At 61.0% G+C, this 20092-nt stretch carries 20 protein-coding genes; 11 read left to right on the top strand and 9 right to left on the bottom strand.

From position 1 onward, the window contains the following. Positions 1-239 precede the first annotated feature (239 nt). Positions 240-980: an HNH endonuclease gene (locus tag QNM96_RS10420; RefSeq protein WP_283836161.1), complete on the top strand. Its 741-nt coding sequence runs from the start codon at positions 240-242 to the stop codon at positions 978-980. 221 nt (positions 981-1201) lie between these two features. Here the strand turns inward: QNM96_RS10420 and QNM96_RS10425 are convergent, their stop codons facing one another. Beyond that, complete coding sequence (locus QNM96_RS10425) at positions 1202-1411, bottom strand: hypothetical protein (protein WP_283836162.1); 210 nt, start codon at positions 1409-1411, stop codon at positions 1202-1204. 343 nt (positions 1412-1754) lie between these two features. Here QNM96_RS10425 and QNM96_RS10430 point away from each other — a divergent pair, with 343 nt between their 5' ends. Together QNM96_RS10430 and QNM96_RS10435 are read left to right on the top strand one after the other, a co-directional pair. Beyond that, positions 1755-2462, top strand: coding sequence for a glycosyltransferase (locus QNM96_RS10430; RefSeq protein WP_283836163.1), 708 nt, complete (start codon positions 1755-1757; stop codon positions 2460-2462). 106 nt (positions 2463-2568) lie between these two features. Beyond that, a complete protein-coding gene (locus QNM96_RS10435) occupies positions 2569-3747 on the top strand; it encodes an AI-2E family transporter (RefSeq protein ID WP_283836164.1) in 1179 nt (392 codons plus the stop codon). 106 nt (positions 3748-3853) lie between these two features. Here QNM96_RS10435 and QNM96_RS10440 read toward each other — a convergent pair whose 3' ends face one another. After that, the gene (locus tag QNM96_RS10440; RefSeq protein WP_283836166.1) at positions 3854-4624 is read right to left on the bottom strand and encodes a PAC2 family protein; all 771 of its coding nucleotides are present in this window, start codon (positions 4622-4624) and stop codon (positions 3854-3856) included. A 171-nt stretch (positions 4625-4795) separates the two neighbouring features. Between QNM96_RS10440 and QNM96_RS10445 the strand changes: the two genes are divergently transcribed. The 4 genes from QNM96_RS10445 (at position 4796) to QNM96_RS10460 (ending at position 8621) form a co-directional block, all read left to right on the top strand. Continuing rightward, positions 4796-5260 carry a copper resistance protein CopD gene (locus QNM96_RS10445; protein WP_283836167.1) on the top strand — a complete coding sequence of 155 codons (465 nt, stop codon included), beginning with the start codon at positions 4796-4798 and terminating at the stop codon, positions 5258-5260. A 120-nt stretch (positions 5261-5380) separates the two neighbouring features. Next, positions 5381-5812 carry a hypothetical protein gene (locus QNM96_RS10450; RefSeq protein ID WP_283836169.1) on the top strand — a complete coding sequence of 144 codons (432 nt, stop codon included), beginning with the start codon at positions 5381-5383 and terminating at the stop codon, positions 5810-5812. Between the two features lie 123 nt (positions 5813-5935). Further along, positions 5936-6835 carry a phosphogluconate dehydrogenase (NAD(+)-dependent, decarboxylating) gene (gene gnd / locus QNM96_RS10455; RefSeq protein ID WP_283836170.1) on the top strand — a complete coding sequence of 300 codons (900 nt, stop codon included), beginning with the start codon at positions 5936-5938 and terminating at the stop codon, positions 6833-6835. A 70-nt stretch (positions 6836-6905) separates the two neighbouring features. After that, on the top strand, positions 6906-8621 hold the full coding sequence (locus QNM96_RS10460) for an MATE family efflux transporter (protein ID WP_345782530.1): 1716 nt from the start codon (positions 6906-6908) through the stop codon (positions 8619-8621). A gap of 87 nt (positions 8622-8708) precedes the next feature. Here QNM96_RS10460 and QNM96_RS10465 read toward each other — a convergent pair whose 3' ends face one another. Next, positions 8709-8873, bottom strand: a complete 165-nt coding sequence (locus QNM96_RS10465; RefSeq protein WP_283836171.1) for a hypothetical protein — start codon at positions 8871-8873, stop codon at positions 8709-8711. A 200-nt stretch (positions 8874-9073) separates the two neighbouring features. Between QNM96_RS10465 and QNM96_RS10470 the strand changes: the two genes are divergently transcribed. Beyond that, on the top strand, positions 9074-9496 hold the full coding sequence (locus QNM96_RS10470) for a hypothetical protein (RefSeq protein WP_283836172.1): 423 nt from the start codon (positions 9074-9076) through the stop codon (positions 9494-9496). A gap of 49 nt (positions 9497-9545) precedes the next feature. On the opposite strand, the gene QNM96_RS10475 is transcribed toward QNM96_RS10470, so the two are convergent. The 5 genes from QNM96_RS10475 to QNM96_RS10495 form a co-directional block, all read right to left on the bottom strand. Continuing rightward, positions 9546-10295 carry an ABC transporter ATP-binding protein gene (locus tag QNM96_RS10475; protein WP_283836173.1) on the bottom strand — a complete coding sequence of 250 codons (750 nt, stop codon included), beginning with the start codon at positions 10293-10295 and terminating at the stop codon, positions 9546-9548. Positions 10296-10297: 2 nt separating this feature from the next. Continuing rightward, positions 10298-11362 carry an ABC transporter permease gene (locus tag QNM96_RS10480; RefSeq protein WP_283836174.1) on the bottom strand — a complete coding sequence of 355 codons (1065 nt, stop codon included), beginning with the start codon at positions 11360-11362 and terminating at the stop codon, positions 10298-10300. 1 nt (position 11363) lies between these two features. Next, positions 11364-12470 carry a hypothetical protein gene (locus QNM96_RS10485; protein WP_283836176.1) on the bottom strand — a complete coding sequence of 369 codons (1107 nt, stop codon included), beginning with the start codon at positions 12468-12470 and terminating at the stop codon, positions 11364-11366. Positions 12471-12561: 91 nt separating this feature from the next. Continuing rightward, positions 12562-13335: an enoyl-CoA hydratase-related protein gene (locus tag QNM96_RS10490; RefSeq protein ID WP_283836178.1), complete on the bottom strand. Its 774-nt coding sequence runs from the start codon at positions 13333-13335 to the stop codon at positions 12562-12564. A 118-nt stretch (positions 13336-13453) separates the two neighbouring features. Further along, complete coding sequence (locus QNM96_RS10495) at positions 13454-15046, bottom strand: sulfatase (protein WP_283836180.1); 1593 nt, start codon at positions 15044-15046, stop codon at positions 13454-13456. A gap of 309 nt (positions 15047-15355) precedes the next feature. Here QNM96_RS10495 and truA point away from each other — a divergent pair, with 309 nt between their 5' ends. Together truA and QNM96_RS10505 are read left to right on the top strand one after the other, a co-directional pair. Further along, positions 15356-16219 (top strand): tRNA pseudouridine(38-40) synthase TruA, encoded by an 864-nt coding sequence (gene truA / locus QNM96_RS10500; protein WP_283836181.1) that lies wholly within the window; start codon positions 15356-15358, stop codon positions 16217-16219. Positions 16220-16322: 103 nt separating this feature from the next. Beyond that, complete coding sequence (locus QNM96_RS10505) at positions 16323-16565, top strand: hypothetical protein (protein WP_283836182.1); 243 nt, start codon at positions 16323-16325, stop codon at positions 16563-16565. 110 nt (positions 16566-16675) lie between these two features. On the opposite strand, the gene QNM96_RS10510 is transcribed toward QNM96_RS10505, so the two are convergent. After that, the gene (locus tag QNM96_RS10510; RefSeq protein ID WP_283836183.1) at positions 16676-18073 is read right to left on the bottom strand and encodes a M28 family metallopeptidase; all 1398 of its coding nucleotides are present in this window, start codon (positions 18071-18073) and stop codon (positions 16676-16678) included. A gap of 176 nt (positions 18074-18249) precedes the next feature. Between QNM96_RS10510 and pepF the strand changes: the two genes are divergently transcribed. Continuing rightward, entirely contained in the window at positions 18250-20061 is a 1812-nt protein-coding gene (gene pepF, locus QNM96_RS10515) for an oligoendopeptidase F (protein ID WP_283836184.1), read from the top strand. Positions 20062-20092: the final 31 nt, after the last annotated feature.

Consider the following 20092-nt stretch of genomic DNA (forward strand, 5'->3'; position numbering starts at 1 on the left):
TGGTTACATTTGGTATTGAAAGCCGTATTGTGATTTATTGGTGTCACAGAACTCCTATACTGTATTTTGGGAGGAACTAGGCGGAGAGTTAACATAGATGCGAAATAAGGAATTACATAATGATCGGGTGTCCTGAATGTTCAGACCAGTTCTCAGGATCGGATGGACTTGTAACTCACTTATCTGACCAACATGGCCTCTCAAGAATTGAGGCCAGAAAAAGGATTGTACAAGGGACAATGGATGGATCTAACCAAATAGACTCTAATAGCTCTAGAACCGGTGAGATCTCCGAAGAGTCAGACTCTATACCAACCGATATTCCGAAGCGACAATGGATGTTAAACCAGTATCAAAACCTCTACAACAATCTCGGGTATTTACCATACCGAGCAGAGCTTGACAAATTAGAGCACTACGATGAAGAGGATTATGTTGATGAATTTGGCTCTTTGATGGGTGCTGCCGTACTTGCTGGTGTATCTTCGATTGATCCAGAGGAGTACAATCATGAGGCAGATGGCTCAAATCAGTACAGTGAATGGGAACTCATCAATGGTATCTGGAGGCTATACGAACTGACCGGAAAACCATCATCCCGAATGATGGATCAATATGGAGATTTCAGCCTACAGGCGTACCAATATCGGTTCGGAAGCTGGTCTGCTGCCCTAAAAAAAGCTCACATCAACGGTCAGGACCCCTCGATACCATCAACACGAGATCCAAAGAATCGACACTATGCGAGCTCGAGATGGCAGCAATTACGGAAAAAAGCTCTCGAAAGAGATGGCTATCAATGCCAGCGCTGCGGAATGGATGAGGGGACACATCAAGAGCAGTTCGGTGTTGGATTAAACGTCCATCACATCGACGATGTAGCCGAGTTTGAAGAACCAGAGGAAGCGGACTCGATCGATAATCTGGAATCGCTTTGTGTATCGTGCCACGGGAAAGAGCATCCCTTTACTTCTGAGTGAGCTTCTTTCTCTCGAGAGATCACTGTCTGGTTGGTACATGTAAATCGATGGCCTCGGCACTCATAGGGCTCGTCACAACCGGTTGCCGAGACCGGCTCGGAGCGGAGGCATCGTCATCGGCCACTCGAGCCTACAGCCTCCGTCGAAAAGTCAGTTCGGATCGCCAGCCAGCGAGGTCGGTCGTCCGTTCGGGTCACAGACGACGACAGGATTCCGGAGATTCAGTCGGACGATGGCTTCGAATTGCCGGTGACGAACGCGGAGTTACACTCGTCGATCAGGTTCTCGAGTCGGTTCGTCTGCTGTGTCGAAAACGTCTGTTGAACGCGCTGGGATGGATTCCGTCGATCTCGAGTCGGCTGATAATCAGGTGTGGTTGGCGTTCGGTTCGGCGTTCGCGTCGTCTGGGAGTGTAGATTTTGTGTGCTCATGTCGGTCGGGTGATGGATGGTGTCCGCGGCTTCAGTCGGTGAAACCCTGCGGGAATCGATACGTTGGCTCGAGAATCGTCTGGGGGCGGCGTTTTCACCGTGCTACGTGTACGACCGACATCTGTACTCACCCCTACAGAGTCGACCACCATAAAAGTTCATGATAAACCAATTCTGGCCGCGAAGTGGCGTGAAAACAATGCACACGGTCGTTTCGAGCGACCGGCCGTTCCGTTTCTTCGATCGCAGTGTCGCCACCTCGAGCGAGCCACTAGTTCAACTCGTCATAAGGCACTAGTCAGGTCGTCATAGTTACAACGCGTGCCGCTAAACTGTCGACCGAATGACTGCGAGCGAGTCGACTGTCGGTTCGGATTCCCCAAACGGGTTGGGAGCTCCGGTCGCCAGTTTCGTTATCCCGGCGCGAAACGAGGCCGACTACCTTCGAGGCACCCTCTCGAGTATCGCCGCGTTGGATACCGCCTACGAGTACGAGGTGATCGTCGTCGACGGCGGCTCGACCGATGGAACGGTCGACATCGCACGCGACTACGACACAACGGTTGTTTCCGACGGCGGAGCCGGAATCGGTGCCGCGCGGACGCTGGGCGCTGAACACGCCGACGGCGAGTGGCTGGCGTTTATCGACGCCGACACGAGAGTCCGGGCGAACTACCTCACGGCGATGCTCGGAGTCGTCGAGGCGAACGGGCTGGCCGGGGCGAGTTCCGCCTGTCGAATCACGGGTCCCCTACGGGCGAAGCTGATGGAAGCGACGATCAACCACGTCTTTCCCAGACTCGAGTATCCAATTCTTCCCGGATTCAACTGTTTCGTCCACCGACGGGCCTTCCACGACGTTGGCGGGTTCCCCGACGTAGCCAACGAGGATACGGCGTTCAGTCGTCGACTCGCTCGCTCCTATCCCACGGGCTACTGCTCGCAGGTGCTCGTCGAGAGTTCCGGCCGAAGGATCGCCGAGTCGGGGCTCACGGGAACGCTCTGGCATTACGGTCGACTGGATCTCGAGCGTGTTCGCACACGGTCGTGAGCGAATCGGTAGCTGTTCTCTTTCGTTTCGAATCACGTTCTATCGACTGTCCAACTCGAGGAGCGGTCGGGAGAGTGAAATAGTTCACCTGTCTATCAATGGGTAGATGGAGTACGACCGCACCTTTGCCCGCCGGTTCGTCGTCGGGTTGGTAGTCCTCGCGCTCTTCGCGCTCGTCGCGTACGTCGCCGTTCGGTTCATCGCAGTGCTCGTCTTTGCGGTCTTTCTGTACTACGCGGTTCGGCCTATCCACAGGTTTCTCGAGCGGTTCGGGCTCCCGCGGCGAGTCAGAGCGGGACTCGCGCTGGTGCTCTTCGGGGTGCCCTTCATCATCCTGGTCGCGTACACCATCGCGATCATCGCGCTGGAAACGCAGACGCTTCTCGAAGCTTACGACGTTCAGGGACAGATGATCGATCAGATCCTTGATGAAGCCGGCATCGCCGATTTCGAGGAATTCCAGAATCTTCTCTCCGGAGCGGTCTCACAGGCATCGCTCGGCGTCCTCGGGGTGACCCTCCTCGGAACGATCAATCTACTCAGCAGTATGTTCGTTCAGTTGCTGATCCTCGTTGTCCTGACCTACTACATGCTCGTCGACGGACCGCGGTTCGTCTCGTGGCTCCTCGAAACATTCGACGAGTCCGGGGTGATGGACGAGTACGTTCGGGCCGTAGATCCCGAACTGTCGATGACACTCTTTGGAAATATCGTCAACGTGTTCGTCACGGCTATTGTCGGCATCGCGACGTTTTACACGTACAATCTGTTCGCGCCCGCCGCCGTTCAGGTTCCGTTTCCGGCACTGATCGGTGCGCTGGCCGGAATCGGCAGTCTCATTCCGGTCGTCGGCATCAAACTCGTCTACCTCCCGGTAACCGCCTTACTGGCGGTTACCGCGTGGCTCACTGGTGGTCTCTCGCTTTTGGTTCCCGTCGGCGTGTTGCTCGTCGTCAGCGCCGTTCTCGTCGACTTTATCCCCGATTTCTTCATCAGGGCGCATATCAGCGGCGACCAGACCCACACCGGGATGTTGCTGGTTTCCTACATCGTCGGACCGGTCGTGTTCGGCTTCTACGGTCTCTTTTTGCTCCCAATCCTGCTTATCCTCGTGATCAACGCCGCACACGTCCTCCTTCCGTACGTGCTCTCTGGCAATCGACCTCCCAGCCGGCAGTCGCGTCTTCGGGAGTACACGGACGGTGAATCCGATCCAACGACATCTGATCCGACGCCATCCGACCGGCCCGACGGGGACCCATCGAAGGTGAGCAAAGAGCCCTAACGAGGACGACCGAAGCGACTGTCGACCACGAGGTACTCGACACGACGCTTTTTTGTTCGGTGACTGACGGATCGTTTGATTCCGTCTCGAGAAGCTTACATGGGTTTTACATGTACATCCGATTTTCCGGGAAATCTCGGTTTTCGACTGACTGTTCGTTCTGTTGAAGGACGTTCAATCGAGCGGCGAGTTCTTCGTAGTAGCGGTGCATCTCTTCGGAGCGTGCCTGTAGTTCCTGCTCGTCGACGTCGATTTCGTACAGCCGCGCCAATGCGTCTAAAAGTCTGAGCGCAGCGTCGATGTCGGGTCCCGGTGGATGCGAGGGTGTGGTGAGTACGCCGACCGACGGGTCAGTTTCCTCGAGACTGCGAACGAGAATCTGGGCGTGGACTCCGTCGAGGACACCGCCCGGAAGCGCCTCGATATCGGCAGTGCTCTCGTTTGTGAAGTGTGTCCGGCGATATGCTTCGGTGCCGACGTGAAAGACCAGGTGTTCATCCTCACTGTGTGGAAACGGTGTTCCTTGCACTAGCGTTATTTCGCCGATTCCGTTGGCATTCGTCCACTCGAGGACTGCGTCGACGAACGGGGCCGCGACCGGAACGGGGACGAATAGTTCGCTGAGAAGGATCGTGATCCCCGTGTCGTTGACGGAGTACAGTCGGATCGGATGGCGCGGTTCTCCGTCCGAGACCGGGGCGACGACGGGAAGGTTGCGCGTGCTGACCCACCCGATCTGCGTGGTCTCGAGGTGATCGACGAGGTAATCGATTCCCGTGAGTCCCGCAGCACCGATGTCGGCGATACCACCGAGGAGCACGGTTCCGGCGTCGGCGTCGTCTTTCGTGTGTACCTCGAACGATGGAGTTCGTGTCATGTCGGCAGTACACTGTGTGTGACTATAGCTCTGTTAGGGTACAGACTGCTTCCTACAGAACCGATGCCCATCAAATCAACTCGTTCTCGAAACTCGTGTGAGCCGTGATCTACTTGCGACGGCTAGACGCGAGTCGGAACGCTGATAGGGTCACTGTCTAACCGTTCTCGTATGGTCGATTATCTCGTCGCGACGACGGTCCATCTCATCTTCGCCGCACTCTGGGCCGGAAGCGTCTTTTTCGTCGCGTTCGTCGTCGTTCCGCTGGCTCGAGACGGCGCGTTCAACTCCACGTCGCCGCTGGAAACGATTTCCGGCAAGCTGACGACGATCTCCCGCGTGAGCTCGCTCGTGCTTTTAGCGTCGGGTGGCCACCTCGCGGGAACTTCCTACACCTCCGAGAGCCTCTTTTCGAGCTTCAACGGCCGGCTAGTACTGCTGATGGTCGCGCTCTGGCTCGTACTGACCGCGCTCGTCGAAGTCGCAACCAAGCGATTCGAAGCGGGACTCAACGGGAAGAAACTCCGAGAACCCGCTCGAGACGCGCTTCCGCTGTTCCGCGGGGCGGCGGTCGTCGGCGTGGCGCTTCTGGTCGTCGCCGGAGCGCTTTCCGGCGGCCTCGTCGGTCTCGTATAAGCACGAAATTGGTCGGGGAGCTAACTATTGTCTGACGTATGTCTGCTTTCCGGACCGAAGACGTATCAAACGGAGATATTTTGACGAAAGATACTTAGTTGATTGCTATAACGTAGGTTCATGATGATCAGGGGGAAAGACGTGGCACTGTCCGCACTCGTCGTCGGCTCAGCTGCGGTCGCAGGCTACGTATTTCGGTCGGGTCGGACGAGAACCACCGGCGCGCGCTCGAAGGCCGACCTCGGCGCGCGCGTCGTCGAGGACGTCCCCGTCGATGCGACCGTTATCGACGCCTCGAGTCGATCGCTCCACGAAATTCCGGGCGCGAGAAAGGCTATCCGCCGAGCGATTCGAAACGATGCCCGCGAAGAATGGGAGCACGTCACGTTAGAACGCGATGGCGCCTGGTCGATCGTCGACGCGATCCGGGGGTCGCTTCCCTACCACGAGGGACGACGCGGCGGATACAACGGCGTCTACGTCCGCTACAAGGGCCGTATCGTCGTGCTCGACGCGATCGGCTGGGCCCGTCTCGAGGAACCGATTCAGTAGCTCGCTGAACCCGATTTACCGACGAAGGTAGTTCTCCCGGCCGATTTCCGTATCCAGAATCTCACGTTCGAGAGCCATCGGCGAATCACAACCACTACCTCACCCGCCCGCCCAGCCACTGGTATGCAACTGGGCGTAATCGGACTCGGACGGATGGGACAGATCGTCGTTGACCGCGTGCTTGAGGCCGGACACGATGTCGTGGCCTTCGACCTCGACGAGGAAGCGGTCGCGGCGGCCGCCAATGTGGGTGCCGAGCCCGCCGACTCGATCGCAGACTTTCTCGAGCAACTCGGCGAGACGAAACGAATCTGGCTGATGGTTCCCGCGGGCGAAGCTGTCGACGTAACGCTCGAGGAACTCGAGCCGAACCTCGACGGCGACGATATCGTCGTCGACGGCGGGAACTCGAAGTTTCAGGATTCGGTTCGACGCGCCGAATCCTGTCCCGCCGCGTACCTCGACTGTGGCACCTCCGGCGGCCCTGCGGGTGCGGAACTGGGTTTCTCGCTAATGATCGGCGGCCCGACCGAGGCCTACGCGGAACTCGAGCCGATCTTCGACGCGGTCGCGACCGGTCCCGACGGCCACGGGCACATGGGTCAAGCGGGCTCGGGCCACTACGTCAAGATGGTCCACAACGGCGTCGAATACGCACTGATGCAGGCCTATGGAGAAGGATTCGAACTCCTCCACGAGGGCCGGTACGACCTCGATCTCGAGGAAGTCTCTCGGGTCTGGAACAACGGCGCGGTGATCCGTTCGTGGCTCCTCGAGCTCTGCGAGGAAGCGTTCCGCGAGGAGGGAGCGGATCTGGGCGACGTGGCGGACCGCGTCGAGGGCGGCTCGACGGGAACGTGGACGGTTCAGGAAGGACTCGAGCAGGAAGTGCCCGTTCCGCTGATCTACACCGCGCTCTCCGAACGGTTCGGCTCCCGAGCTGACGACGGTCGATTTTCGCGCCGGCTCGCGAGCCGACTACGGTACGGATTCGGCCGCCACGAGGTCCCGCGGCGGGAGTAACCGCTCTCTTTTTCTGCTCGTCGAAGACCCTTCAAAATATTGATCACCTCGCCACTCTTTGGTCGGGACAGTGTCTGACGATCCCCGCGAGCCGGACGATAGTCCGTCTCGGCGAGAAGATAGCGCCTCTCCTCCGCCCGATGACGCTTCTACTGGCGATTCGACGCCGTCGGACGATCCTCCATCGGGCCCGGCAGATGATTCACTCGAGGACTCGGATGTAGATTCAGGCGAGACGGACTCGAGTTCGGAGTCGGACGAAGACGACTCGGGCGTGTCGTTCAGTCCGTCTAGTTCGATCACGGAGGGGTCGCTCATCGGGCCGCTGTTTCACCTGGCCTGGCCGATCGTCGTTATTCAGCTGTTGCAGGTCACCTACAACGTCGTCGATACGCTCTATCTCGGTCGACTCTCTGCGGAGGCGGTCGGGGCTATCAGCCTCGCGTTCCCGCTCATCTTCCTCCTGATCGCGGTCGCCGGCGGGTTCACGACCGCGGGTGCGATCCTCGTCGCCCAGTACATCGGTGCGAAAGGGAGTCGTTCAGCTGGGCTGGTCGCGGGCCAGACGGTCTCGTTCGTTTCCCTCCTTTCGGTCGTGATCGGCGTCGTCGGCTACTTCTACACCCGACCGGCGCTCGAGATTTTGCCCAGCGATCCCGACACCGCGGCGTCGGTCGTGCCGCTGGCCGCCGACTACATGGAAATCATCTTCCTCGGTATGCCGCTGATGTTCGGCTTCTTCGTCTTCTCGGCGCTCATGCGAGGCTACGGCGACACCCGGACGCCGATGCTCGTGATGGTCATCTCCGTCGTCGTCAACGTTGTCCTCGACCCGCTGTTCATCTTCGGGTTCGACGATAACCCGCTCACGGGTTGGCTCGAGGCCACGCCAATCATCGGGGCGTTCGACTTTGCCGGTACTGAGGCCTTTTTCTACGCCGCGACCGGCTTCAGCGGTTGGGGAATCGAGGGTGCCGCGTTGGCAACGATCGGCGCTCGCGGCGCGGCCACCGTCGTCGGCCTCTGGATCCTGTTCGCGACGACGCGCGGCCCCGCCGTCTCGATCGATCACCTTCGACCCGACTTCGAGTTCATCGAGGATATCGTTCGCCTCGGCGTTCCGAGCATGGTCGAGCAGTCGACGAGCGCACTGGCGATGATCTCCCTGACGGCGATGGTCGTCACGTTCTCGCCGCCCGTGGTCGCCGCCTACGGGCTCGGCAACCGGCTCATCTCGCTGGTCTTTCTCCCGGCAATGGGTCTCGGACGAGCGATCGATACCGTCGTCGGGCAGAACCTGGGTGCCGACAGGGCGGACCGCGCCGCGCGTGCCGTTCGCCTCGCGGCCACGACCGGCGCGGGGGTGATGATCCTCGTCGCCGTGGTCGCGGTCTCCTTTACCGAACCGATCGTCAGCGTGTTCCTCGGAGATGTCGAGGACGCTCCCGAAACCATCGCACTGGGCGTCGAGTACGTGCAGATACGCTCGGTCGAGTTCGCGTTCATCGGGGTCTCGCAGGTCGTTCTCGGTGCCTTCCGGGGAGCCGGAAACACGAAGACCGCGATGGTCATCTCCATTCTGACCCTCTGGGTCGGGCGGGTCTCGAGCGTCTTCGTTCTCGTCTTCGTCCTCGATATGGGCGCGACAGGAATCTGGATCGGGATGGCCGTCGGGAACGTCCTCGGCGCAATCGTCGGCGCTGGCTGGTTCGCTCGAGGAACCTGGCGAAACCGATACATCGACGATCCGGATCCGGCGACCGGGGCCGAGTCCGAAGAAGACTGATACTGCCGGCTGTACGTCGTTCACAATTCTCGTCGCCCCGGGTTCGAAAATACTCACACAGTTACAGCCGGCAGTATGAACGCCCCCTCAGGACGGGTGTTGGTGACTGAGTTTTTCGCCGATCATCCCCGGCACTGGCGTCGCACAGTCTTTGCATCGCCACGTTCGACTCGTCGCGCCGCGGTCCGATTCGATATCCTGTTTGTACTCGAGAAGCGCGCCACAGGCGCATCGATACGTTGCGCGGGACATCGGTGTTTTCTACGTTCGACGGGCGCTTAAACGCCCAGCCAGCGTTTGACGTCCGAATACGTGCGTCTTTGGCAGGCGGTCTGAACTCCACTCGGCGATTGTAACCTCTCGGCAACGGCGACTTCCGCCAGCACGGTTGACTCACCGACCGCCGCTCTTTCGTCCGACCGTTTATATACCAAACCGCGGCCAACGAGCCCATGGCAGAACGACCGACCGTCGACCGCCGAACCGTCCTGCAAACCATCGGCTCGAGCACTATCGCCGGGGGCGCACTTGCCTCGAGTGCCGGTGCAACCGACGACGCTCCATCGGATTCTAACGCTTCGGAGTCACGGGCAACCGGAGCCGATTGCGACGACATTCCCTCTGTGACCGAGGCGGCGGCGAACCCGCCCGAATCGTACGTCTCGACCGTTGACCGCGTCGTCGACGGCGAACACGTCGTCATCTTGCTCGAGGACGGCACCCAGACCGTCGGCCAGATCGTCGTTCCCTCGTCGGAGTACCCGTGTCTCGAGGAACGCGACAGGATCGTCGCGACCGTCGAGGACGACGATCTCACGTGTTATCGGTGGCTCGAGGAGCAAACCTCGGACCGTCTATCCGAGTTACTCGACTAACGGGTTACTCGACTGAGTCGAGTAATCTGGCTCACTCTACTGATCCGACTCACTCGAGTGCGTTCCGATACTGCTCGACGACGTCGGCTTCGGGTTCGCCGTCGGCGCGCAGTGTTCCGTCGACGAGGACCGTCACGCGATCCAGCGCCGATTCGAACGCGTCGACGTTGTGCGTGGAGATGACGACGGTTCGATCGCCCGAGTTCGGCTCCAACGCCGACTCGTCTCCGCGCCCACCCTCAATCGTTCCCGACTGGTACGACTCGAGGAACGCTCTGATACGCCGCCTCGAGTGGTCGTCGACGTCGGCCAGCGGCTCGTCGAGCAGGAGGAACTGCGGGCGCTTGACCAGCGCCAGCGAGAGGTCGAGCTTCTTCCGGAAACCGCCGGAGAGCTCGTCAGCCCGTCGGTGGGCGGCGGGTTCGAGTCGAAGCTCCTCGAGGAGCGTCTCGATCCACGAGTCGGGCGGTGGATCGCCGACGAACCCGCGAAACACCTCGAGGTTCTCTCGAGCGGTCAGGGAGGGATAGAACCGGGGTTCCTGAAAGCTGTATCCAACGGTGGCCTCGCCCCGTTCGAGGGTTCCGCTCGTCGGCCGTGAAAGGCCGGTGAGTAACCGAAACAGCGTCGTCTTGCCGGAGCCGTTCGGACCGACGAGGCCGTGGAACTCGCCGGGGCGGAACGCGAGCGTGGCCCCCTCGAGATCGAGCGCCGTCGTTTCGCCGTAGCGTTTCGTCACGTCCGTGAGTTCGAGGGGTGTCGTTGGCATGGCTTGCTGGCTTGAATCGGGTTCTGCCATCGTCATCGCCTCCGTCGATACAGCGCGATCGTTAGCAGGAGTACGATCAACGAGACGCCCGCACTGCCCGCGAGCCACAGCAGGTAATCGGCGTACACCGAGGGCGGTGTGTCACGCAACAGCGCGCTTCGCAACGTGATCGCCGAGTAGTGTGTCGGGAGCGCCCGCGAGATGGTCGTCTGGGTTGAGGAAAAGAACCCGACGGGATAGACGAGACTCGAGAGCGCGAAGACGCCGAGTGTGAGCCCGAGGTTGACGAATAGCGCGGTCTTCCGGAGCTTCAGCAAGAAGAGGACGGCGAGTCCGGTTGACGCCAGCAAAACGAACGTGAGCGCGACGACGCCGAGCGCCATCGGCGAAAACGCCGCGACGGAGTAACCGAGCCACGACGTTACGGCGGTGATAACCCCGACCGGAACGACCAGTAACAGGCCGTAGAACAGCAGTTTGCTGGCGACGACCGTCTCGAGTCGCGATTCGGTCTGCAACCGATCGAGGACCAGCCGCTCGGAGTGAAGCTGATAGGGGAGATAGACCAGTCCGTAGAGCGCGACAAATGCAAAGAGGCCGGTCGGAACGAGGAACTCCGAGAGGCTTCGTTCCTCGCCGATGCCCTCGCTTTCGACAGCCACGTCCGCGGGGAGCGAGCTGTCGAACTCGGATTCGATAACACCGGCGCTCTCGTTGACCGGTTCCTCGAACGGTACGAACGCGCGGTCGGAAGTGACGGTGTAGTTCGCCTCCGAACCCGGTTCCATGAGATCACCCGGTACGTGGACCACGATGTAGACCTCCTCACGCTGGAGCGCTTCGGTCGCTTCCTCGGAACTGTCGTAGGTCTCGGGGGTCGAAAACGCGGTGATTCCGGCTCGAGTGATATCCACTTCGTCGCTCGAGGCGTCACCTTCGGCGACGAGGCCGACTGGAACGTCCTGGGGAATCGTCTGCTCGAATACGACTGTCCCGCCGGCGAGTGCACCGGGGATCAGTATCAACAGAACGACGACGAGGCCCAGGTTTCGTCGGACCGCGATCGCCTCCTTGGACAAGAGGGCCAGTAGATCCACGCTACACCTCTTCGATCAGGTCGATGACGGCCGCTTCGTCGCCCTCGTATCGTATGCTGACGACGGTTTCCGCTCGCTCGAGGTCGACCTCCTCGAGTGCGTTGCCGAGTTCGTCGTCGCTGGTCGATCGCAAGGCCGCGATGGCACCCCTGAGGACCTCCTCGAGTTCCTCGGCGTCGCTTTCGGCGTCGGTGTAGAGACCGGCCTCGAGACGCATGCCATCGTCGACGACGTCGTACGCCCTGCTGACCACGGCCACTTCCTCGAGGATGTCGAAGCTGACCGGGATCGGAATGTCGAACGCATCCAGTTCGTCGGGATCGAGTGTCCCGTCCGCTCGTGTCACCACCGTAAACTGAGCGTCCTGCTCGTCGTGGGCCTCGAGGACCTGTCCCGAGACCGGGTCGTCGTCGCCGTATCGAACCTCGAGGGAGTCGCGAACGGCGGCTTCGTTGCCGAGGGCGAATTGCCCCTCCCCGATGACGCCGACGGCGGGGGCGGTCGCCGACCCCGATTCGCCGGTTGGCTCGTACAGGTTCCCGTCGAAGTCGGTGGCCTCGTATTCGGTGCCCTGCCGAGCTTCGATACTGTCGATCACGTCGTCGGTGTTCCAGTCTCCGTCCACGGCCGCGGTGACCGTCGTGGAATCGAGGAACGAAGGCCCGCCACTGGCCCCATCTTCAGACTCGTCACCAGATTCGGCTTCAGATTCGCCACCGGATTCGCCTCCGGACTCGTCGTCGAATACCAACACTCTAGTTGCACTCCGAGTGTCGATGTCCGTCTCGGCCTCGAGTCCATCCAGCGTTTCCACAATGCCAATCGCTCCGCCTTCGATATCATCGAGTTCCTCGAGCAGTCGGTCGTATTCGTCCGCTTCGAGCGCGCCTCCGTTCAGTTCGGCGAGCAGCTCCGTCTCCGCCGGAACGATCTCCTCGAGGGCTACTGGTTTAGTATCGTCATCTCCGTTTCCCAGGAGGGTATCGGTACAGCCTGCGGTTCCGACGGCGACGGCAACGCCGAGACCGCCGGCGAGTAACTGCCGTCTCGAGCGTTGTCGTCCCGACAGGGCTTCCTCTGGAGAGCGAGACAGAGACCGTTCGATCATGTTGGTTTATCTCACTGACGTGATCTCTTAACTATGGGGGTATCTCACTACCAGTCGGCGTCGGCTAACAGCTGACCTGCGGTCGTCGGAACTACTGCCCCTGAAAGTCCGGATCGCGGTCTTCGGTGAAGGCCGCGACACCTTCCATCATGTCCTGCGTGTAGAACATCCGCTCCTGTTCGCGCGCCTCGAGTTCGAGCTGTTCTTCGAGGGTGTTGGCGTTCGATCGAAGGAGGAGCCGCCGAAGCGAGGAGTGGACTCGAGTCGGTCCGTTCGCGAGATCTGTTGCCCGTTCGTGCACTCGTTTGTCGATGTCGCCATCATCGACGACTTCGGTCAGGAGTCCTGCCTCCTCGGCTTCGGGTGCGGGAAGGATGTCCCCGCTCATCAACAACTCCGCGGCGGTACGGACGCCGACCAGTCGCGGGAGGATAAACGTCGCCCCCGTATCCGCCGTGAGCCCAATGTTCGAGAACGAGAAGCCGATTCGTGCGGATTCGTCGGCGTAGACGAAGTCACAGGCCGTCGCGAGCGATGCCCCTGCGCCGATCGCCGCGCCGTCAACTTTCGCGATCACCGGCTTCGAACAGGTCATGATCGCCTCGACTGCGGCGTGAAAGCCGCGATCGATGGATTCTGCGGTGGGTGTGGAGCCGACCGAGGTGAGGTCCGCGCCCGCACAGAAGGCGTCTCCGTCGCCGGTCAGGACGAGACAGCGGACGTCGTCGTTTGCATCGAGTTCACGGAAGGCGGCCGCGAGTTCCTCAGTATCCGACTCGCTCACCGCGTTTTCCCGTTCCGGGTTCGAGATCACGACGGTCGCGTACGGTTCGTCCTCGGCGATCTCTGTTCGAATGGTTGTCATAGTACACAGTCACTCTCGATAATCGTATAAAACCCCGCGAACAGCTTTCAATCGGCGTTCAGTTTCTCTACGGCTCGACCAGGTCGGGATGATCTTGGCTTCTCGAGGCTGGATGTGTTCAGAGATAGCCTAAGTCAGCCAGTCGCTCTTTGGTCCCTGCACGCATCGAAACGTTCTCGCTGCCCGCCTCGGTCCCGATCGAATCGATGTCTCCGAGTTGGTCATCGAGACGGCGGCGCAACTCCTTGAGTCGGTCGCGACACGACGGCTCGTGGTGTTGGTGCCTTTTGGACTGGTGTCGGTCGTGTTGCTGGCGTTTACCCTGTTGTCGACCGCTTTCGGCTTCTCCGGCTGTCAGCTCCTCGAGTAAATTCCGCTGTTCGTGCGGATCCATTTCGAGGTCGTGGAACCGCTCGAATCCGTCGTCGCCGCGGACGTACTTCGCGTCCTGGGTCCGAACAGTCTGTAGCCGGCGGTCGAACGAGCGGACCCGATCCGGAACGTCGCCGAACCGCGCCTCGAGTCGGTCGATCGATGGTTGTGGGGCGACGTACTCCGCGAAAACGGCGTCCCGTGAATCGGTTTCCGAGGCCGGATGCATCGATTGACCTCGACTCTGCTCGACGAACGCTCGATCCTCGACGCCGGTCGCCTCGAACAGCGTTTCCGGCAGGTCGAGCAACTGGACGAGATCGCGGCGTTTCCCGCCGCCGGTGAACTCGCCGCCGTGAAGAACCAGTGGGACGTGAAGTAAGGTGTCGTACAGGTTGTACTGGTGTCCGAAAAAACCGTGTTCGCCGACGTGTTCGCCGTGATCTCCGCAGACGACCAGGAGCGTGTCCTCCCACTGGCCCGTCCGCTCGAGCGCGCGTTGCAATCGCGCGATCTGTTCGTCGACGTAGGCGAGTTCGGCCCGATAGAGACCGCGAAGCATGGCGAACTCTCGGTCGTCGATCTCGTAGTCGCCGCAGTCGTAGGCTCGAGGGTCCTGTCGAATCGTCGCGGCTTCCTCGTAGCTCGCGCCGTCCGGAAGGTGCTGTTCGGCGAGTTCCTTCGGCGGATCGTACTTGACGTGTGGTTCGATGTAGTTACAGAACAGAAAGAACGGTCGGTCGTCGTCTCGTCCCTCGAGCCAGTTCTCGACCCACGACGTGGTTCGGTCGGCTCCGTCGTCTCCGGCCGGTTGAATCAGCTCGCTGTAGAGGATGTTCGTGGCGTTGACCAGCGGATTGCCGTTGAAGAGATTGTCTCGAGTCGCGTCGAGTTTCTCGCGAAGGTCCTCACCGCGAACGACCGCGCCCATATCGTCGTCGGATTGAATGTACTGCCAGCCTCGCCGCAGGCGGTCGAACCCGCGGTCGAAGCCAAACTCTTCGGTGATCCAGGTGTTGTTCGAAACGCCGACGGTCTCGTAGCCGGCGTCGGAAAACGCCTCGGAAAGGGTCCGCAGCGATTCGTTCAAAAACGGGTGGTCTCCGTGTGTTCCGTGCTCCGAGGGGTACGTTCCGGTAAACATCGACGCGTGGGAAGGAAGCGTCCAGGGTGCGGTCGCGAACGCGTTTTCGAACGACGAACCCGCCGATGCGAGCTTCGAAAGGGCCGGCATCGTCCGATCACTCACGCTCGTCGCTCGAGCGGTATCGAGGACGACGAAGACGACGTTTCGCGAACGCTCATGTGGCTCCGGATCACTGTCAGCTTGTGACTCCATTGTTCCCCCTCCACCTCCCTGGGGGAAGGTCACCGACCCGGAGTGTGCAGGCCGCTCATACCAAATCGGCCTTGCGGCTCGCCGAACACGCCCGATATTGCCACTCGTTCGGGCGTTGGTGGGTTCGATAGCGATGTTGGCGAATCAGTAGTGGCGCTCCATCCGCGCTGATACTGTCGACTGTACGTCGTTCACAATTCTCGTTGCCCCCGTGGATGTGAAACGCTTCACAGAGGGACAGCCGACAGTATGAGGGCCGGCACCCGACGGAGCTAACAGACAGGGGGTTCTCGGTCGAATCGAACAGTGATGCGCGCCTTTCGGATCGCCTACGACGGCACTGACTACTTCGGCTTTCAGCGCCAGCCCGACGTGGACACCGTCGAGGATACGATTTTCGACGCACTCCGACGTCTCGAGGTACTCCCAGCCGATGCCGACAAACCCGACGGCTACGCCGCCGCCGGTCGCACGGACGCCGGCGTTTCGGCCCTCGAGCAAACGATCGCTTTCGAAGCCCCGGACTGGCTCACCCCTCGAGTGATCAACAGCGAACTCCCCGCGGACGTGCGAGCCTGGTCGTTTGCCGATCCTCCTGTAGAATTTCACGCCACGCATCACGCGACCAGGCGAACGTACACCTACCACCTCTACGCACCGCCTGTAAGGGGGTTGGCGGACGACGAATCACCTCCTTCTGAAGGGGTACTGGAGAGGGCGGTACGGATCGAAGATGACCGATTCGACGCCGCGCTCGAGGCGCTTTCGGGCTCGCATGACTTCCACAATCTCACACCGGACGAGCGAAACACCGAGCGGTCGCCGACGCTCGAGTCGGCTCGCGACGACGATTTTCTCGTCGTCACCGTTTCGGCGGGCGGCTTCTCGCGCGAACTCGTCCGCAGACTCGTCTCGCTCGCACGCGCAGTCGGGACGGGAAAAGCCCCGCTCGAGAAAATCGAGCGAGCGCTTGAGGGCGAACAGTTACCGGGCCACGAGGGTATCGCCCCCGCACCGCCGGAACCGCTCGTGCTGACGGCCGTCGACTACCCGGACCTCAAGTTTCGTGTGGATGAGGAGGCGGCGACGAGCGCACGACAGATCTTCGAGCGGCGTCGAATCGAACAGCGAACCGCGGATCGGGTCTCGAGACAGCTTCGTGACGGGATGTGAGCGCGGGTCGGGATCAGTTATGACCCGTCCGATTTGAGGCGGGGTACTGCTCGGAGACAGATTGGCGAGTGGGTTTATTAGATTCGGGCGACGACGACGGGGTATGGAACTGTCGCCCGAGGAGTACGGCGCGTACTGGCGAGCGTCGCTTCTGGTCGCCGCCGGTGTGCTCGTCGGCTATCTCGGTTATCGCGTCGCCGCACCCCTTCTGACGCATTCGGAGGCAGGTGCCACGCTGTTCGGACTCTTCTTGCTGATCGCACTCATCGTCGCCGGGAGCTATCTCGTTACGCTCGGCGTCGCCAGAACGGTTCGGACTGCCGTCGATGCCGAGATGCGCGGTTGAATCCTCCCCGCCCTGAGGCGAGGTTTTGTGCCTGTTCCTCACAACTCCCATCCGCCTACCTCTGCGACGGTTCATATGGTCGGTTGTCCGTCATTTCCGGCTATTCACTATCAGTCCCAGCTGTCGGGCCAGATGTTCGCCGCGCGCATGCCCGACTCGTAGTGTTGTTCCTCGAGTGCGCTCAGGAGAACTTCTTTCCCGACTCGAGGGATGTCGGCTCGAGCGGATGCGAGTTCCCGAATTAGGAGGGCGGTCACCATCGCGTGCTCGCGGAGATTCCGCGAATCGACTTTATCGCGGGTGTCGGCTTCGGTGTGACCCCATCCGCGTCCGCGCTCGCTCCCCGAGGGAGGTTCGCTGTGAAGTTGCAACGCCGGCACGCCGTCTCGAAGAAACGGCCAGTGATCGCTGAAGGGATGCGGTTCGGGAACGTGACCGATCGGCTGGCCGAACTCGTCGGCGACCCGTTCGGCAAGTTCCTCGATCGACTCCGATCCGTGGCTGAACGCCCGCAGGTTTCGGTATCGTCCGGCCCCGTCGACGTTGACGACCGCCCGAACCGACTCGAGATCCGTCCTCGTCGCGAGGGATTCGGCTCCCAGCAACCCGACCTCTTCGCAGCCGACCGCGACAACCCGAACCCGACACTCGAGGTCTGTGGAGAGAGCCGAGAGGATGGACGCCGCGCCGAGGGCGGTTGCGATTCCACAGCCGTTGTCCAGTGCTCCCTCGGCGATGTCGTGGGCGTCGTAGTGGGCGAGCAGAAGGATCTCCGCTGTCGGTTCGTTCGTCTCGGCCGCTTCGGTCTCTTCCCCGTCTGCGTTCTTTCGGTCGGGTTTTACCACGCCGTGGACGTTCTGACTCGAGCCGTCGATCGTCGTCGCCTCGACCTCGAGACGTGCACTGCCGTCGCGGTCGGCGTACTCGCGAAGCCAGTCGCGGGTTTCGTTACTCACGCCGATCCCGGGGATAGGGACTTCGCCGTCGAAAGAAAGCGCGCCGGTTGGGGGCAACTGGCCAGAAACGTGATTCGCGAAGACGAACGCCTCGGCTCCCGCGTCGACGGCGTAGCCGTACTTCTCCATCCGATGGACGAACCGCTGACCCGGCGGCGTCGTCGTACTCGCGACCGCGATCGCCCCCTGTACCGCGTCTCCCGCGGCATCGATCTCTTCGGGGGTTCCGTGGCCCACATCGACCAGCGGCCCCTCGAGATCGCCCGACGGCGAGTAGGGAAGCGAAATCGCGTCGAACGATCGCTCAATGGGTTTCGTAACGGCGAACGACGTTTCTCCGCGTTCCCAGTAGGGCATCGAAAACGCCCTGAGACGAACCTCCTCGAGGCCGGCGTCCCTGAACGAGTCGCCGACCAGTTCCGCCGCGCGCCGTTCGCCCGGCGAACCGGCCATTCGATGCGGGAGTTCGGTCAATTCAGTGAGGAGCTCCCACGGCCGATCGTCGTGCCACGCCCGCCCGAGGACGCGCTCGAGCTGAATGCTCTCGTTCATATCCCGAATTGCACGACGAACGGCAATACGCTGCCGGTGAAAGGTGGTGCGATTGTCGTTTCCGAGAACGGAAGTTCTTCCTCGGGAAGCCGAAACGAACGATCGAGATGCACGTTTGGTCTCTCCCGCTGACCGGCTTCGGTAGCTTTTCACAGCTTCGTTCCGAAATACGGTGTATGAGTTCTGTACCCAACCGCTCCGAAATCGACCAGGAATATACCTGGGATCTCGAGAGCATCTACGCGACCGACGAAGACTGGGAGGAGGCCTACGCGACGGTGAGCGAGCGCGTCGACGAACTGGCCGACTACGAGGGTCAGACGACCGACGACGCGGAGACGCTCTACGCCGTTCTCGAGCTTCGCAACGACATCATGCGCGAAGTGTCGACCGTCGCGGCCTACGCCAGAATGCGCCGCGACGAGGATACGACCGACCAGGAGTACCAGGCGCTGACTGCGCGCTCGCAGTCACTTGCCGCCGAGGCCCAGTCCGCGGCGTCGTTCATCGAACCTGAACTCCAGACGCTCACCCGGGAGGAGTTCGAGTCGATGGTCGAGACTGAGTCGGCGCTCGAGACCTACGAACACTACGTGGACGACGTGTTGCGGATGAAACCCCACACGCGCTCGGCCGAGGTCGAGGCCCTCCTCGCGGACCTGAGCGAGGTCACGGGTGCCACCGGCGAGGTGTACAATATGCTCTCGAACGCGGACATGACGTTCCCAACCGTCAAAGATCCGGACGGAGACGCCGTCGAGATAACCCAGAGCAACTTCACGAACCTGCTCAAACAATCCGACCGCGAGTTCCGAACGCGCGTCTACGAGGGCTACTTTGACGAGTGGGAAACGGTGCGAAACACCGTCGCGGCGTCGTACAAGAACAGCGTCAAAGCGGATGTCAAGACCGCACGGGCTCGAAACTACGACACCGCTCGCGAGGCCGCACTCGACGGACCAAACGTCCCCGTCGACGTCTACGACACGCTGGTCGACAGCGTCAACGACAACCTCGATAAACTCCACCGCCACGCCGAACTCAAACGGGACGCGCTGGGGGTTGAAAACCTCCAGATGTGGGATATCTACATGCCGCTGACGGGCGGCGAAGGGCCTGACCTCGACTACGACGATGCAACTGACCACGTCGTCGAGGCGGTCGCACCGCTGGGTGAGGATTACCAGTCCCGCGTCGCCGAGGGACTCGAGTCACGCTGGGTCGACGTCTACGAAAACGAGGGCAAACAGGCGGGCGCGTACTCCGGGGGGACCTACGACACGCAGCCGTTCATCCTGATGAACTATCAGGACGACATCACCTCGATGTACACGCTGGCACACGAACTCGGTCACTCGATGCACTCCGAACTCACGAAGGAAGAACAGCCCTACGTCTACTCGGGCTACGAGATCTTCGTGGCTGAAGTCGCTAGCACGGTTAACGAGGCACTGCTGACGAACCACCTGCTCGAGACCGTCGACGACCCCGCGTTCCGAAAGGCCGTCCTCAACGAGTTCTTAGAGCGTGTGCGCTCGACGCTCTATCGCCAGACGCTGTTCGCTGAGTTCGAGCACGAAACGCACCGACTCGAGGAGAACGGCGAGCCACTCACCGCCGACCGTCTGGACGAACTCTACCACGGGCTCAAAGCGAAGTACTACGATCCGGCCGTCGTCGACGATCGCATCGCCCGCGAGTGGATGCGCATTCCGCACTTCTACCGGGCGTTCTACGTCTACCAGTACTCGACAGGGATCTCCGCCGCACTCGCGATCGTGGACAATATCCTTCCGGACGGTCCCGGTAGCGACCCGAACTGCGCCGCGGCAGAAAACTACCTCGAGTTCCTCCAGCGGGGCTCTCGAGAGTATCCCCTTGAGCTCCTCCGAATCGCTGGCGTCGACATGAGCACCAGCGATCCGATCGACCGCGCGCTCTCGACCTACGGCGACCGACTCGACGAGATGGCGACCCTGCTCGAGTAGGACGAACCGACGACCCAATGGTTGTATTTTA

It is taken from the genome of Halostagnicola sp. A-GB9-2 (assembly GCF_030068615.1).
GTDB lineage: Archaea > Halobacteriota > Halobacteria > Halobacteriales > Natrialbaceae > Halostagnicola.